This window comes from Deinococcus murrayi DSM 11303, assembly GCF_000482805.1.
Taxonomy (GTDB): Bacteria; Deinococcota; Deinococci; order Deinococcales; family Deinococcaceae; genus Deinococcus; species Deinococcus murrayi.
This window is the reverse complement of record NZ_AXWT01000001.1, coordinates 153324-167719: the sequence shown is the minus strand read 5'-3', so window position 1 is coordinate 167719 and position 14396 is coordinate 153324. Positions and strand designations below refer to the sequence as shown.

Annotated in this window: 12 protein-coding genes and 1 tRNA gene; 8 read left to right on the top strand and 5 right to left on the bottom strand. The window is 69.3% G+C overall.

Annotated elements, in window-relative coordinates; genetic code table 11:
- Positions 1–10: 10 nt before the first annotated feature.
- Positions 11–670 carry a potassium channel family protein gene (locus tag H565_RS0100810; protein ID WP_027459361.1) on the bottom strand — a complete coding sequence of 220 codons (660 nt, stop codon included), beginning with the start codon at positions 668–670 and terminating at the stop codon, positions 11–13.
- Between the two features lie 50 nt (positions 671–720).
- Positions 721–2124 carry a TrkH family potassium uptake protein gene (locus H565_RS0100805; RefSeq protein WP_027459360.1) on the bottom strand — a complete coding sequence of 468 codons (1404 nt, stop codon included), beginning with the start codon at positions 2122–2124 and terminating at the stop codon, positions 721–723.
- A 49-nt stretch (positions 2125–2173) separates the two neighbouring features.
- Here H565_RS0100805 and H565_RS0100800 point away from each other — a divergent pair, with 49 nt between their 5' ends.
- The 3 genes from H565_RS0100800 to H565_RS0100790 all read left to right on the top strand — a co-directional run bounded on the left by H565_RS0100800 (position 2174) and on the right by H565_RS0100790 (position 6005).
- The gene (locus tag H565_RS0100800; RefSeq protein WP_027459359.1) at positions 2174–3247 is read left to right on the top strand and encodes a methyltransferase domain-containing protein; all 1074 of its coding nucleotides are present in this window, start codon (positions 2174–2176) and stop codon (positions 3245–3247) included.
- 75 nt (positions 3248–3322) lie between these two features.
- Entirely contained in the window at positions 3323–3760 is a 438-nt protein-coding gene (locus tag H565_RS15895; protein ID WP_027459358.1) for a ComEA family DNA-binding protein, read from the top strand.
- 7 nt (positions 3761–3767) lie between these two features.
- Positions 3768–6005 (top strand): DNA internalization-related competence protein ComEC/Rec2, encoded by a 2238-nt coding sequence (locus H565_RS0100790; protein WP_027459357.1) that lies wholly within the window; start codon positions 3768–3770, stop codon positions 6003–6005.
- Positions 6006–6044: 39 nt separating this feature from the next.
- On the opposite strand, the gene H565_RS0100785 is transcribed toward H565_RS0100790, so the two are convergent.
- Together H565_RS0100785 and H565_RS0100780 are read right to left on the bottom strand one after the other, a co-directional pair.
- Complete coding sequence (locus H565_RS0100785; protein ID WP_027459356.1) at positions 6045–7034, bottom strand: Gfo/Idh/MocA family protein; 990 nt, start codon at positions 7032–7034, stop codon at positions 6045–6047.
- A gap of 79 nt (positions 7035–7113) precedes the next feature.
- On the bottom strand, positions 7114–8868 hold the full coding sequence (locus H565_RS0100780) for a 30S ribosomal protein S1 (protein WP_027459355.1): 1755 nt from the start codon (positions 8866–8868) through the stop codon (positions 7114–7116).
- Positions 8869–9117: 249 nt separating this feature from the next.
- Here H565_RS0100780 and H565_RS0100775 point away from each other — a divergent pair.
- From H565_RS0100775 to H565_RS15890, 5 genes are all read left to right on the top strand, one after another.
- Positions 9118–9191 (top strand) — tRNA-Gln (locus H565_RS0100775).
- Between the two features lie 132 nt (positions 9192–9323).
- On the top strand, positions 9324–10304 hold the full coding sequence (gene trxB / locus H565_RS0100770) for a thioredoxin-disulfide reductase (protein WP_027459354.1): 981 nt from the start codon (positions 9324–9326) through the stop codon (positions 10302–10304).
- 61 nt (positions 10305–10365) lie between these two features.
- The gene (locus tag H565_RS0100765) at positions 10366–10851 is read left to right on the top strand and encodes an HDIG domain-containing metalloprotein (RefSeq protein WP_027459353.1); all 486 of its coding nucleotides are present in this window, start codon (positions 10366–10368) and stop codon (positions 10849–10851) included.
- A 188-nt stretch (positions 10852–11039) separates the two neighbouring features.
- Positions 11040–11744, top strand: coding sequence for a hypothetical protein (locus H565_RS0100760; protein WP_034407852.1), 705 nt, complete (start codon positions 11040–11042; stop codon positions 11742–11744).
- A 170-nt stretch (positions 11745–11914) separates the two neighbouring features.
- Positions 11915–12736: a CAP domain-containing protein gene (locus H565_RS15890; RefSeq protein WP_169726639.1), complete on the top strand. Its 822-nt coding sequence runs from the start codon at positions 11915–11917 to the stop codon at positions 12734–12736.
- Positions 12737–12813: 77 nt separating this feature from the next.
- On the opposite strand, the gene H565_RS0100745 is transcribed toward H565_RS15890, so the two are convergent.
- On the bottom strand, positions 12814–14376 hold the full coding sequence (locus tag H565_RS0100745) for an acyl-CoA carboxylase subunit beta (protein WP_027459351.1): 1563 nt from the start codon (positions 14374–14376) through the stop codon (positions 12814–12816).
- Positions 14377–14396 lie beyond the last annotated feature (20 nt).

Below are 14396 nucleotides of genomic sequence, written 5' to 3'. Positions count from 1 at the left end.
GGGGCGGTGCTCAGTCTCCCAGATACCGCCGCAGCTCGTCGATGGAATGCCCGGTGCCGATGATGACGAGCTTGTCGTGGGGCCGCAACTCATCCTCGGCGCGGGGGGTCACCTCGATGCGTCCGCCTCGGCTCACCGCGATGACCTGCACGCCGAAGCGTCCGGTCAGGTTGAGGTCGCGTAGCCGCCCGCGTAGCCGCTCATTGGCCTCGATTTCCACGATGGCGTAATCGCCCCCCAGGTCCAGCGTGTCCACGATGTTGGGGGTGGCGATTTGCCGGGCCAGTCGCACGCCCATGTCGTGCTCAGGCCGAATCACCAGGTCGGCCCCGATGCGCTCTAACACCCGCCGGGCCATCTCGTCGACCGCCTTGGTGACCACGTAGGGGGCACCCAGGCTCTTGGCGTTCATCGTCGCCAGAATGTTCGCTTGCACGTCGGTCCCGATGGCGACGACCACCACGTCGAAGTCACCCACCCCGATGGCCCGCAGCGCCCGTTCGTCGGAAGCGTCCACGACGGCGGCGTGTGTCACCAGGTTCATCACCCGTTCCACGTTGTCTTCGCTGCGGTCGATGGCGACCACCTCATGTCCCATCTCGTAGAGGGTGGTCGCCACGGCGGTCCCGAAGCGGCCCAGCCCGATGACCAGGCATTGTTTGGTTTTCATGGGTGCAGCCTCATGCTGGGAGACAGGGTAGCCGCTGGGTGACCCCTGGGTCATCCCACCAGGATGTCCCGTTCGGGCGGGTACTTGACCGCTCGGCCCTGCTGGTTGCGCAGGCTAAAGGCCACCGCGAAGGTCACCGGCCCGATGCGGCCCAGGTACATCAGCACGGTCAGGATGAGGAGGCCGGGGTCGTTGATGAGGTGGGTGGTGTTCATGGAAAGGCCGACGGTGGCCGCCGCGCTCACGGTCTCGAACATCAGGTGGGTAAAGCCCAGGTTGGGGTTGGTGGCCAGCAGCGCGAAAAATCCGGTCGCGACCATCAGCGTGTAGAGGGTGGTCACCGTGCCCGCCCGCACTAGGTTCTCCGGCAGGATGCGCCGCCCGAACACGATGAGGTCGCCCCGGCCTCGCACCATGTTCCACGCGCTGCCGACCAAGATGGCGAAGGTGCTCGTCTTGATGCCGCCCCCGGTCGAGCCGCTGTTGGCCCCGATGAACATCAGCCCGATGAGGAGAAAGAGGCTGGCACTCGTCATGGCCGAGATGTCCACCGTCGCGAAGCCGCCCGACCGCGGGGTCACGCTCTGAAACAGGGCGGCAAGCAGCTTGCCCCCCGTATCCAGCTCGCCGAGGGTCCGGGGATTGCCCCACTCCAGCGCGAGCAGCAGCACGGCCCCCAGCCCCAGCAACAGCCCGGTCGTCAGCAGCGTAATCTTGGAATAGGTCAGCAGTCGGGTGCGCCGGGGCCGCCGCAGGTGCCCCAGCACGTTGAGCTGCACCAAAAACCCCAGCCCCCCCAGCACGATGAGGCCGCTGACCGTCAGACTGACAAGCGGGTCGGCGGCGTACTGCCCCATCCCGCCCGGCACGACCACGAAGCCCGCGTTGTTGTAAGCGCTCACCGAGTGAAAGACCGCTTGGTACAGCCCCTCGCTCAGCCCGAACTGCGGCACAAAGCGCAGGGCCAGGAGGAGCGCCCCCACCGCTTCTGCCACAAAGGTGTACAGAAAGATGGTGCGGATGAGGGGCAGCACTCCGCCCACGTCGAGCGCATTGATTTGCTGCACGAGGTGCTGCCGCTCGGAAAAGTTCACCCGCCGCCCGGTCAGAAAGGCAAAGAGCGTCCCAAAGGTCAGGATGCCCAGCCCGCCTATCTGCGCGAGCAGCAGGATGAGGAGCTGGCCGGGGCGGGTAAACGCCTCGCCCGTGTCGGCCACAACCAGCCCGGTGATGCAAATCGCGCTGGTGGCGGTAAAGAGGCGGTCGATGAAGTTCAGTTCTGCCCCCGGTGCGGTGACTCCCGGCAGGTGCAGCAGCGCCGTGCCCAGCGCGATGCCGACGAGGTACACCAGGGCGATAAGTTGCGGCGGCGTAAAGCGGGCAACCAAGGCCCGGCGGGGACGCCCGGAGGCACGCGGCCACGTGGTCGAGGGAGGATGGGGGGGGCGGGTCATGCGCGGACGTGCGATTCTACACCCGCCCGGCCCCGTATACTGCCCCGCTATGCCTCGCCCGTCCCGCCCGAAAACCTCTCCCTTCACCCGCCCGCAAAAGCCCAGGGGGGACCACCGCGCTCGTCAGCCCGCGCACGAGTACGTGCTGGAGGCGCTGCCCGGCTTGGAGGAGGTCGCTGCCGAGGAGCTGCGCGGGGTGCCCCTCGCCCGCGACCTCCGGGGCCTGCGCTTTTGGTACCCCGGCGAGCCGGGCCGCCTGACGCGGTTGCGCGGGGCGGTGGCGGCCTACCGGGTGCGGGCCTGGGACGTGCCCCGGCCCCGCGGCCTGCTGGGGCATCAGCAACTGGGCGAGCTGACGGCCTTTTTGGGGGAGGTGCGGCGCTGGGGCGGGCACCGCTCTTTCCGGCTGGCGGCGGCGGGCCGCGACTCGGCGGTGATGACCCGGCTGGCCGAGGAGCTGTCGCGGGGGCTGAATCTTCCCTTTGACCCGGAGGAAGGCGAACTCCTGATTCGCCTGCGCCCCCAGGAGAATGGCCCCGGCTGGGAGGTGCTCGCCCGCATCACCCCCCGGCCCCTCTCGGCGCGGGCGTGGCGGGTGTGCAACCGCGGGGGCGGTCTGAACGCGACCGTCGCCTACGCCCTGCACCGCCTCGCTGGGGTGCGCGAGGAAGACCGCATCTTTAACCCCATGGCGGGCAGCGGCACCCTGCTCGTCGAGCGGGCGCTGCTGGGGCCGTCGGCGGCGCTGGTGGGCGTGGATATCGACCCGGAAGCCGTCGCTTGCGCCCGCGCCAACCTGGAAGCCGCCGGGCGCAACGTGGAGGTCGCCGCCGTGGACGCCCTGGCGACGGGCTTGCCCCCCCGCTCCTTTGACCTCATCGTCTGCGACCTGCCCTGGGGCGACGCGATCGGCTCGCACCGGGCCAACACCGCGCTCTACCCCGCCTTCCTGAGCGAGATGCACCGCCTGCTCTCGCGGCATGGCCGCCTCGCGGTGGTCACCCACGAGCTGCGGCTCTTTGAGGGCCTGCTGCGCGACCAGACCCGCTGGCATGTCCGCGAACTGTTTCAGGTCTACAGCGGCGGGCACCACCCCAAGGGCTACCTGCTGAGCAAGCGCTAACCCCCCCCAGGGCTTCCCCCCGGCGACGCCGCAGGTGCGGCCCGGCGGGGGTGCCCGCCGTCCTAAACTTTTGCCGTGCTTTCCCAAGAGCGGCACTGGACGGTCCTCCTTGCGGGCGGCTTGCTGACCGTGGGGGCGCTGACGCTGGGACCCGCGCTGCGCCCGGCGGCCCCGGCTCCCACGGTGACGCGGGCCGCTCTGCCGCCGCCCACTGCGCCGCAGGAGGCCGCCCCAGTCCCCACGGTGACGCGGGCCGCTCTGCCGCCGCCCACCGCGCCGCAGGAGGCCGCCCCAGAGTACCCGGCCACCGCCAGCGTGACCCCGCTGATTTCCGGCAAGGTCAACCTGAATACCGCCACGACTGAGCAGCTCGAAGCCCTGCCGCGGATTGGCCCCGCCCTCGCCGCCCGCATCGTGGAGGGGCGGCCCTACCGCTCGCTCGCGGACCTCGACCGGGTGAAGGGCATCGGTCCCGCAACCCTCCAGGCTCTTGCTCCCCTCGTCACCTTCTGAGGTGGCCATGCTGGGGCGGCCCGCGAGCGTTCCCTTGGCCCCCGCCCCCGCCCTCGCCAGCGGTCACCAGGCCGCCGCCGGACGTCTCGCCTGGCCCGTCCCCCTCGCGCTCGGCGTGGTGGGCGGCATTCTGCTGGGGCTGGGGCTGCTCTGGGGCGGGTTGGCAGCGCTGGCCGGGGCGGGCCTCGCCGCGCTCGACCGCCGTCCCCTCCTCGGCCTGCTCGCGGCCCTGGGGCTGGGGCTAGGCTATGGCGCGCAGCAGCTCAACGCGGCGCAGCCCGACCCCCTGGCCCCCTGGGTAGGTGCCCTCGTCACCCTGCGCGGCGAGTGGGACGGCCAGTTTCTGCGGTTGGCTGACCCCCCGGCGCGGGTGGCCCTCTCGCCCAAACCCGCGGTGCCCCCCGGTTCCCTCACGGTGGGTGGGCGCTTGGTCCGCCCCGACGAGCGGCGCATTCCGGGCGGGTTTCATCAGGCCGCGTGGCTGCGCGGACAGGGCGGGCTGCTGCTGCCCACGCCGACCACGGTGCTCGTCGGGGCGCAGGTCCGCGCCGCTACGCCAGAGCGGGGCTGGCGCGGATGGTTCCGGCGGGGGCTGACCACCGGGCTGAGCCAGCCGCAGGCCGCCCTGATGCAGGCCATCCAACTCGGCGACCGGAACGACATCGGGCGCGAGGCTTTCGCGGACGGTGCCCCGGTCCGCGACGCGTTTGCGCGGGCGGGCCTCTCACACCTGATGGCCCTCAGCGGGCAAAACGTGGCCCTGCTGACGGGGGCCGCGGTGTGGCTGCTCGTCCGGCTGCGGGTGCGGGTGGCGTGGCGCTACGCCCTGGCCGCCGCGCTGCTGGTGCCCTACCTGGGGCTGGTGGGCGTCTCGCCCAGCATCCTGCGGGCTGCCCTGATGGGGATGGCCGTGCTCGTCGCCTTTGCCCTGGGCCGGGGCAAGCCAGACCCTTACGGCACGGTCGCGCTCGCGGCGGTCGCCTGTTTGCTTCCCTTTCCGCTGTGGCTGCTGGATGTGGGCTTTCAGCTCTCCTTCCTCGCGGTGCTGGGACTCACCCTCTCTGGCAAGCTCGCCGCCCGACTGCCGCAGCGTTGGCCGCTGGCGCTGCGGCTTGCCCTCGTTGCCACCGTGCTCGCCGAACTCGCCACCCTGCCTGTGATTGCGAGCACCTTCGGGCAAGTGCCGCTGGTCGGCCTGCCCGCCAACCTCGTCGCGGGAGTGCTTATGGCCGCGCTCGTGCCGCTGGGCTTTCTGGCGGGGCTGCTCGGCCCCCTCGGCGGGGTGCTCAGCCCGCTGACGGGCCTGCTCGCTTCGGCCCTGCTCCTCGTCGCAGAAGGGTTCGGCAAGGCCCCGGTGCTGACCTGGGGAAGTGTGAGCGCGGCGGGCTTCGTGGCGTACGGGGTGGCAGCCCTCGCCGGGGTGGGGTGGCTGTGGGGGCGAGTGCGGGCACCCTTGGCGCTGGGGACCGTGCTGGCCTGCGCCCTGCTGACGGCCCTGCCGAGCTGGATTCGCCCCGCCCGCGACCTCGTCTTTTTGGACGTGGGCCAGGGCGACAGCACCCTGATTCGGGGGCCGGGGCTGGCCGTGCTCGTGGACGGCGGCGGCTCGGTCGGCTCCGACTACGACGTCGGCACCCGCACGGTTGTCCCGGCGCTGCGGGCGCTGGGGGTGCGGCGGCTGAACGTGGTGGTCGCAACCCACGCGGACACCGACCATATCGAGGGGCTGTCCGGCGTGCTGCGCTCCCTTCCCGTCGGCGAGCTGTGGATTGGGCACCGCAAAGCCGCTGACCCCGTGCTGGCCGAACTGCTGGCCGTCGCCCGCGAGGAGGGCGTTCCCGTGCGCGAGGTCCGTCGGGGCGACCGGGTGGAGGCCGGGGACGTGCGCCTGACCGTGCTGTGGCCGGGAGGCCGCTTCTGGAGCACCGAGGACAACGACAACAGTGTCGCCCTGACGGTCGAGGCGGGCAACTTCCGCGCCGCGTTGCTGGGCGACCTCGCCGCCGAGACCGAAGCGCGGGTAGGGGTGGGCGACCTCGACCTCCTCAAGGCCGCCCACCACGGCAGCCGTCACAGCACGGGCGCGGCGCTGCTGCGCCAGAGCACCCCCGCCGATGTGGTCGTCAGCGTGGGCCGCAACTCCTACGGGCATCCTCACCCGGAGGTGCTGGCGCGGGTGGAGGCCGCCGGCGCACGGATGTGGCGCACCGACCAGCTCGGCACGGTGCGTTGGCCGCTGCCTTGAGAGCCATCAGCGGTCAGCCTCTAGGAGGGGACGCCCGCTTCAGGCCCCGACCTCCACGGTCCGTCCCTCCCGTGCCGCCGCGAAGAGGGCGTCAAGCACCCGCGCTTGCCGCAGCGCGTCTTCCGGCGGAAAGAGGGCCGCTTCTTCGCCCCGCACGACCCGCCCGAAGTGGGCCACCATCGCCGCGTAGCCGTCGTGGGGGGCGAAGGTCTCGGTGTGCTCGCCCGCCCCAGTGCGGACCCGCAGGATGAGGGGCGCGGCGTTGCGGCTTTCAAAGGCCCCGTCCAGCTCCAAGCTGCCCCGCGTGCCCACCACCGTGAGGCGCTGGGTGGGGGCTGGACCCCAGTCGAAGGCGCAGTCAAGGCTCGCGAGCGCCCCGCCAAAGTCCAGCGTTCCGCTCAGGCCCAGGTCCACGCCCCCCGGCGTCGGGCGGGCCTGGGCCGTCACCGCCCGCGGCTCTCCGAGCAGCAGCCGCGCGAGGCTCACCGGGTAGCAGCCCACGTCATAGAGCGCCCCGCCGCCCCTGTCGGCCTCCCAGCGAAAATCGTTCGAGCGGCTGAGCGGAAAGCCGAAAGCCCCCCGCACGGCCCGCACCTCCCCCAACTCGCCCCCAGTGACGAGGTCCCGCAGCCGGGCCACGTGGGGTTGAAAGCGGTATGCGAACGCTTCGAGCAGCACCCGGCCTGTCTCGCTGGCGGCATCCGCGAGGGCCTGCGCTTCGCCCGCATGCAGCACGAGTGGCTTTTCGGTCAGGGCATGTTTGCCCGCCCTGAGTGCGGCGGCGGTCCAGGGGTGGTGGGCGTCGTTGGGCAGCGCGTTGTACACCGCCTGCACGTCCGAGGCGATGACCTCGTCGTAGCTGCCCACCCTCCCGATGCCCCATTCCCGCGCAAAAGCCTGCACCCTTGCCGAGTGCGGCTCGCGGGCACCGAGCATCCTCACCTCGCCCCCGGCGGCGCGAATCGCGGGGATGAGGGCGCGGGCGATGCGGGCAGCACCGAGGAGGCCCCATGTGAGGGAAGCAGTCATGGGGTCAGCCTACCCCGCATCAAAGGGGAGAGGCCCGCTGGGATCACTCCCGCAGGCCTCTCGCCGTTGCGCTAGGGGCTTACTCGCCCTGCTTTTCGGTGCCTTCCGTGGTGCTGGTCGAGGTCGACTCGTCCTTCTTGTCACCGCCAAGGCCAAACTGCGCGAAGAGGTCGGCGTACACGTCGCCCAGCTTCGTGCTGATTTTGCCGCCCTGCTGGGCATCCTTGGCGTTGTAGTTGTAGTCGGCTCCGCCGCCGCGCCCGCTGCGGCTGCTGCGTCCACCCTGGCCACCGCTGTAGCGGTCGCTGCGGCTGCCGCCGCCCTGGCTGACGTAGTCGCGGACCGGGCCACCGCCACCCATCGCCCGGCGGCGCGAGAGGCTCGCCCGCTGCTCGACGGGGTCAATGTTCAGAATGACGGCTTCGATTTCGTCACCCTTCTTGAAGAGGTCGGCGGGGTTGTTCACGCGCTGCGTGTCGAGTTCGCTGATGTGAATCAGCCCCTCGATGCCCTCTTCAATCTCCATGAAGACGCCGAAGTCGGTCATGCCGGTAATCTTGCCTTTGACGGGGGTACCGGGCGGGTAGCGGTCGGGGAGCGCACTCCAGGGGTCGTCGGTGGTCTGGCGAATCCCCAGCGAGATGCGGCGCTCCTTGGGGTCAATGCGCAGGATGACGGCTTCGACCTCGTCGCCTTCCTTGAGGACCTCGTTGGGATGACGCACGCGCTTGGTCCAGCTCATCTCGCTGACGTGCACCAGCCCTTCTAGACCCGGCTCCAGCTCTACGAACGCGCCGAAGTTGGTCAGGTTGGTGACCTTGCCCTTTACCCGCTGGCCGATGGAGTAGCGGTCGACCGCGCCCTCCCAGGGGTCCTGGGTCAGGGCCTTCATGGAGAGGTTGATGCGCTCGCGGGCTTCGTCGACGTCAATGACCTGGACTTGCACCTTGTCGCCGACCTTCACAACGTCGCGGGGGTGGTTAAAGCGGCCATAGGTCAGCTCGCTGCGGTGCACCAGCCCATCGATGCCGCCGAGGTTCACGAACACGCCAAAGTCGGTAATCTCGACGACCTCGCCCTCAAACTGCGCGCCAGGCACCAGCTTGCCCACGGTCTGCTCGCGGGCCTGGGCCTTTTGCGCTTCCATGATGGCGCGGTGACTGATGATGACGCGGTTGCGCTTGCGGTTCAGCTCAATGAGCTTGACCATCAGGGGCTTGCCGACGTAGGGGTCGAGGTCGTTGACCCGGCGGGTGTCGACCTGCGAGGCGGGCAGGAAGGCCCGGATGCCCTCAACCTGCGCGACCAGGCCGCCACGCACCTTTTCCAGCACCTCGACCTCAAAGGCCTCGTCGTTCTCCTGCATCTTTTCGAGGACCCGCCAGCCCTTGTCCTGGTCGGCCCGCTTCTTGGAGAGAACAATCTGGTTGTTGGCAAGGTCCACCCGCACGACGTAGGCTTCAATCTTGTCGCCGGGCTTGTACATCCCCTGGGCCTGCTCCAGCGTGAGCGGCTCGTCGCCAATCTGGTTGAGGGGAATGGTGCCCTCCACCTTGGCGCCGACATCCACCGCCAGCCCCTCTTGGCCAATAAAGACGATGGTGCCGTCCACGATGTCGCCGCGAGACACCATCTGGTGCTCGGTCGACTCGCTGGCCAGCACGTCCTCCATGGTCATGGCGGGGTACTCGCGCTCTTCGGCGCTGGCCTGCACGCTTTCTGGCGCGGGGGTTGCTGGCACGGTGTTCGCCTGCTCAGCGCTGCTCTGCTCGGTGCCCGGCGTGGGCTGAATGGTCCCGCCCTCAGCGGCGGGGGTCTGGGTCTGGTCTTCCATGAACTCCTGCTCCTCCTGCGAGGCCGCTCCCCTGGAAGCGGACCCGCATATACCTGTACCTGCGCTGGAGCGCGGCAACACCTCAGTGTAACATCACCCCCTAGGGGGGGCAAGCGCAGGTGCGGCCCCGACTGGAGCGCACTTCCGCTCCCTGCGCTGCCGCCCGCGCAGTTGACGGCCCATGGCCAGGCGGCTATACTCCCTCACGCTTGGCCCGACGGGGCCTGGTCAGCGCCAGAGCAGCTCTGTTGGGGCATCGTCTAATGGCAGGACGACGGTTTCTGGCACCGTTAATCAAGGTTCGAGTCCTTGTGCCCCAGCCACTTTTCCCCGCCGCGTGCGGGGTTTTTTGTTAACGCTCAGGCCACAGCACTTGACCATGGTGGGTATGCTTTGAAAAATAAAGTGTGCTTGCCTGACCATGCTGAAATGTGCGCGGTGGTACGCTCGGAAGCATGACGAGCACTTCCGTGCCCACGCAGGACTTTGACGTAGTGATTATCGGTGGCGGTCCCGCCGGATTGACGGCAGCCATCTACACGGGGCGGGGCGGCCTGAGCACGCTGGTGCTGGAAAAGGGGCTGCCGGGCGGCCAAATCGCCCAAACCGAGGAGGTCGAGAACTACCCCGGCTTTCCGGAGCCGATTTCCGGTATGGAGCTGGCTCAGCGCATGGTCCAGCAGGCCGAGAAGTTCGGGGCACGCATCGAGATGGAAGAAGTCGAGGCCGTCGAGCACAGCGAGCACGCCTGCGACTATCCCTTCACGGTGCGTGGCTACGGCGGCACCTACCGCGCCAGGAGCGTGATTCTGGCGACCGGGGCCAACCCCCGCCGCCTGAACATCCCCGGTGAAGAGCATTTCTGGGGCAAAGGCGTCTCGACCTGCGCCACCTGCGACGGCTTTTTTTACCGGGGCAAAAAGGTGGTCGTCGTGGGGGGCGGTGACGCCGCCGTCGAAGAGGGCCTGTTCCTGACTAAGTTCGCGGAAGAGGTTACCCTGATTCACCGCCGCGACACCCTGCGGGCAAATAAGGTTGCCCAGGCCCGCGCCTTTGCCAACCCCAAGATGCGCTTCATCTGGAACACGGTGGTCGAGGAAATTCTGGGCGAAGAGCACGTGACGGGCGTGCGCCTGAAGAACGTCGAGACGGGCGAGGTCAGCGAGATGGCCACCGACGGGGTCTTCATCTTTATCGGCCACGTGCCCAACACCGACTTTGTCAGGGACACGGTGCGGCTGCGCGACGACGGATACGTCGAGGTGACGGACGAGATTTATACCAGCGTGCCGATGCTTTTTGCGGCGGGGGACGTTTCCGACCACGTGTACCGCCAGCTGGCCACCAGCGTGGGCGCTGGCACCCGCGCCGCCATGAGCGCCGAGCGGGCGCTGGCCGCGCTGGAAGCCAGCGGGGGAGAGGCTGCTGCCGACTGACCCTGCGGGGAGCCGGGCCGGGACCACGTTTGCCGCGCCGCGCCTCTCGCTCCCGGCGCGGCTGCGGCGCAAGGTTCGGGGTTACGTCGGCAAGGTCCGGCGACTGGCCCGCAGCCTCAGCCCCCGCCTGGCCTTTCCGCAAGACGCTTGGGCGACCGCCCACCTCACGCCCGCCGAGGCCCGCGTCTTCCTGGGGATGGACCCCCGCGACCGCGAGCACGCCTGCCGGGTCACCCGCCACCTCCTGCGCGACCATCCCGCCGTGCCCCCGGAGGTGGTGGCCGCTGCCCTGCTGCACGACTGCGGCAAAAGCATCCGCCCCTACCGGGTGGTCGAACGGGTGCTGGTGGGCCTTTGCCCCAACCGGGTGGCGCGGCTGCTGCCCTTGGGGGCCTTGTCGGTGCGGGCCTATCACCCGGAGCTGGGGGCCGAGTTGCTGGCGCGGGCGGGAGCGCGGCCCCGCGTAGCCCGGCTGGTGGCCCGGCACCACCACGCGGGCACTGACCCCGAAGCGGCCCTGCTGCACCACTACGACGACCTGGAGTGACGGCCCGGAGTGACACAGGGTGACGAGGTGTTCTGCCCACGAAGAAGCAACACCTAACGGTTAGGACAGGCGCCCTCCTCAGGCGCACACACGGGTTGCAGTCCTGTGGGGGTTACCACCGCGCCGCTCTCCCTCCTGGGAAGCAGCCCATTTTCTTCGTTGAGGCGAGGTTGGTTAGGCTGCCGAGCATGGCTCCCTTACTGCCTCCCTCTCTGGCCGACCTCTTCGCCTATTTCGGGCCGCTGGCAGCGGGTTGGGAGGAGGTCGCGGGGGGTGTGGCGCTCTTTGCGCCGGGGACGAATGTGCTGGCCCTGAACGCGGCCCTGCTGCCGGACGCTGCCCCAGAGCGGCTGCGGGAGGCTGCCGCGTGGCAGCGGGCGCGGGGGCGGCCCCCCTTGCTGGCGCTAGAGGGCTGGGCGGGGGCGGGGACAGTCGCTGCCTTGCGGGTCGGTTTCTACCGAGCGGAGGAAGCTCCCGCCCCCGCACAGCCGTCTCCCTTCGCCGTAGAGCAGGTTTCGCGCCTGCACCTGCCCCATTGGGCGGCGGTGCTGGCTGGGGCCTACCGCACGCCGGAATGGGCGGGAGCGCTGGCCCGACACCTCGCGGGCCGTCTGGAGGGGCGGCGCGACTACGTCCTGCTGCTCGCTTACGCGAAGGGGGAAGCGGCGGGTGCTCTCCTGTGGCAGGCCGCCGACACGGGTGGACGGGCGCACCTGTGGGGCACCCTCAACCCTGCGGCAACGCGACCTCTGCTTGATGGGGCAGCGGCGCTGGCTCCCTCCTTCCCCCTGCGGGTCAGCGTGCCCTCTGCCATTTCCCTCTCCCTCCCCCTGACTGAGGCCGCTGAGGTTTCCTTCATTCTCATGAAAAATAGGGGAAACCCACCTTCTTGAGGGCTTTTTCCGCGAAAACCCCACAAGATAGATGAGAAGTTTTAGGATTCCTTAAGTAAATGGCGGGGTGAACGGGGGATGCTTGCCGTCTCCAACGCAGTTGGGGTGGTGTGAGAGATGAGAGGTCCAGATTCATGCCCACCCCACCCGCGGCTGATGAGATGGACAGCATGTCTCCCCACAAGGTTGTTCTGTTGGCCACGGCCCTCCTCTCTCTCGCGGCGTGCGGCGCGGGACCCTCTGCGCCTGCGGCTCAGGAGCCTGCCGCGCCCGTGGCCGCCCCGGTCGCCGGGACCCTGGAGGCCCAAGCGAACGCGGGCACCCTGGTCGTGGGGCAAACCCGGCAACTGAACGTGACCGTGGGAGGGCGTCCGCCGCAGCCCGGCGAAGTCGTGTGGACGACGAGCAACGCGGCGGTCGCCACCGTGACCCAGACGGGGCTGGTGACCGCGACCGGGGCCGGAAATGCCGTCATCCGGGCGGCCCTGGCAAGCTACCGCAGCGCCTATGTGGATTTCACCCTGACGGTGACGGCGGTAAGCACCCCGGCCCCCGCGCCCTCCCCGGCCCCCACCGCACCAAGCGGGTATGCCGCGCGTGTGCTGGAGCTGACGAACGCCGCCCGCGCCCAGGGCCGTACCTGCGGGGCGACCTCCTTTGCCCCGGCCCCCGCGCTGGCTTATAACGCCCAGCTGGAGCAGGCCGCGCAGGGCCACGCGACGGACATGGCGACCCGCAACTACTTCAGCCACACCAGCCTCGACGGGCGCACGATGGCGCAGCGCATCTCGGCCACGGGGTACGCGTGGCGCACCATCGGCGAGAACATCGCCGCCGGGCAGCCCACCCCAGAGCAGGTCGTGGCGGGTTGGCTCGCCAGCGAAGGCCACTGCCGCAACATCATGAACCCCAGCTTCCGCGAACTCGGCGTGGGGTATGCCCAGGGTGGGAGCTACCGTCACTACTGGGTGCAGAACTTCGGCGCTCGCTGAGGTGTAAGAGGGTGTAAGAGAAGGGGGAGGGCGCGGCAGGTCGGGTTTTCCTGCCGCGCCCTCCTCTTGGTTTTTCCTCAGAGCGGGATGTTGCCGTGCTTCTTGTAGGGCCGCGTTTCTTCCTTGCCACGCAGCATCTCGAAGGTCTGGATGAGACGGCGGCGGGTGTCCTCGATCGGAATCACGTCGTCGATGTAGCCCTTGGCGGCGGCCACGTAGGGGTTGTCAAAAGCTTCTTTGTACTCGGCGATTTTGGCGGCGCGGGTGGCTTCTGGGTTCTCCGAGCGGCTGATTTCGCGGCGGTAGACGATGTTGGCCGCCCCCTCCGCGCCCATCACGGCGACGGCGGCGGTGGGCCAGGCATACACCACGTCCGCGCCCATGTCGCGGCTGTTCATGGCGAGGTAGGCCCCGCCGTAGCTCTTGCGGGTGATCAGGGTGATTTTGGGGACGGTCGCCTCGGCGTAGGCATAGAGCATCTTCGCCCCGTGGCGGATGATGCCCGCGTGTTCCTGCGCGACCCCCGGCAAGAAGCCCGTCACGTCCACCAGCGTCAGGATGGGGATGTTGTAGCAGTCGCAGGTGCGGATAAAGCGGGCGGCCTTGTCGGAGGCGTCGATGTTCAGGGTGCCCGCCATCACCCTGGGGTTGTTCGCCACGATGCCCACGCTGCGGCCCCCCAGCCGGGCAAAGCCGCAGACCATGTTCTTCGCCCAGTCGGGCTGGAGTTCGAGGAAACTGCCTTCGTCGACCAGCTCCCGAATCACGTCGTGCATGGCATAGGGCTTGCGCTGGTCGGGGGTCACAATCTCCAGCAGCCGGGGGGTGGGGCGGTCTATGGGGTCGGTGCAGGGCTGCGCGGGCGGCTCCTCGCGGGCGTTTTGCGGCAGGTAGGTCAGCAGGTGGCGAATGCCCGCGAGCACGGCCTCGTCGCCGTCGTAGGCGAGGTGGGCCACGCCCGACTTGCGGGTGTGGACGTCGGCCCCGCCCAGCCCGTCAAAGGTGACCTCCTCGCGCGTCACTGACTTGATGACCTCCGGCCCGGTGATGAACATGTACGAGCTGCCCCGGCTCATCACGATGAAGTCGGTCAGCGCGGGCGAGTACACCGCGCCCCCCGCGCACGGCCCCAAAATCGCGCTGATTTGCGGCACGCTGCCCGAATAGACCGCGTTGCGGTAAAAGATTTCGCCGTAGCCCGACAGCGAGTCGACGCCCTCCTGAATCCGCGCCCCGGCGCTGTCATTGAGGCCGATGACCGGGCAGCCCGTCTTGGCCGCGAGGTCCATCACCTTGGTGACTTTGGCGGCGTTCATCTTGCCGAGGCTGCCGCCCAGCACCGTGAAATCTTGGCTGAACACAAAGACTTGCCGCCCGTGGATGGTGCCCCGCCCCGTCACCACGCCCTCGCCGGGGGCCTCAACGCCCTCCATCAGGCGGTTGCGGCCATGCTCGACCAAGGTGGACAGCTCCAGGAATGAGCCGGGGTCAAGCAGGGCCTCCAGGCGTTCGCGGGCGGTCAACTTGCCGCCTTCGCGCTGCTTGGCCTGCCGCTCTGGGCCGCCGCCCGCCTCTACCTTGGCGCGGCGCCGCTCCATCTCGGCGATGAGTTCTTGAAGCTCGGTGTTGAGCTGGGTCATGGGGCCATGCTACCCGCCCC

What these genes read in the sequence shown, in the direction of transcription:
- H565_RS0100810 (WP_027459361.1), bottom strand. Translation starts at nt 670, where the DNA reads ATGAAAACCAAACAATGCCTGGTCATCGGGCTGGGCCGCTTCGGGACC.
- H565_RS0100805 (WP_027459360.1), bottom strand. Translation starts at nt 2,124, where the DNA reads ATGACCCGCCCCCCCCATCCTCCCTCGACCACGTGGCCGCGTGCCTCC.
- H565_RS0100800 (WP_027459359.1), top strand. Translation starts at nt 2,174, where the DNA reads ATGCCTCGCCCGTCCCGCCCGAAAACCTCTCCCTTCACCCGCCCGCAA.
- H565_RS0100790 (WP_027459357.1), top strand. Translation starts at nt 3,768, where the DNA reads ATGCTGGGGCGGCCCGCGAGCGTTCCCTTGGCCCCCGCCCCCGCCCTC.
- H565_RS0100785 (WP_027459356.1), bottom strand. Translation starts at nt 7,034, where the DNA reads ATGACTGCTTCCCTCACATGGGGCCTCCTCGGTGCTGCCCGCATCGCC.
- H565_RS0100780 (WP_027459355.1), bottom strand. Translation starts at nt 8,868, where the DNA reads ATGGAAGACCAGACCCAGACCCCCGCCGCTGAGGGCGGGACCATTCAG.
- trxB (WP_027459354.1), top strand. Translation starts at nt 9,324, where the DNA reads ATGACGAGCACTTCCGTGCCCACGCAGGACTTTGACGTAGTGATTATC.
- H565_RS0100760 (WP_034407852.1), top strand. Translation starts at nt 11,040, where the DNA reads ATGGCTCCCTTACTGCCTCCCTCTCTGGCCGACCTCTTCGCCTATTTC.
- H565_RS15890 (WP_169726639.1), top strand. Translation starts at nt 11,915, where the DNA reads ATGTCTCCCCACAAGGTTGTTCTGTTGGCCACGGCCCTCCTCTCTCTC.
- H565_RS0100745 (WP_027459351.1), bottom strand. Translation starts at nt 14,376, where the DNA reads ATGACCCAGCTCAACACCGAGCTTCAAGAACTCATCGCCGAGATGGAG.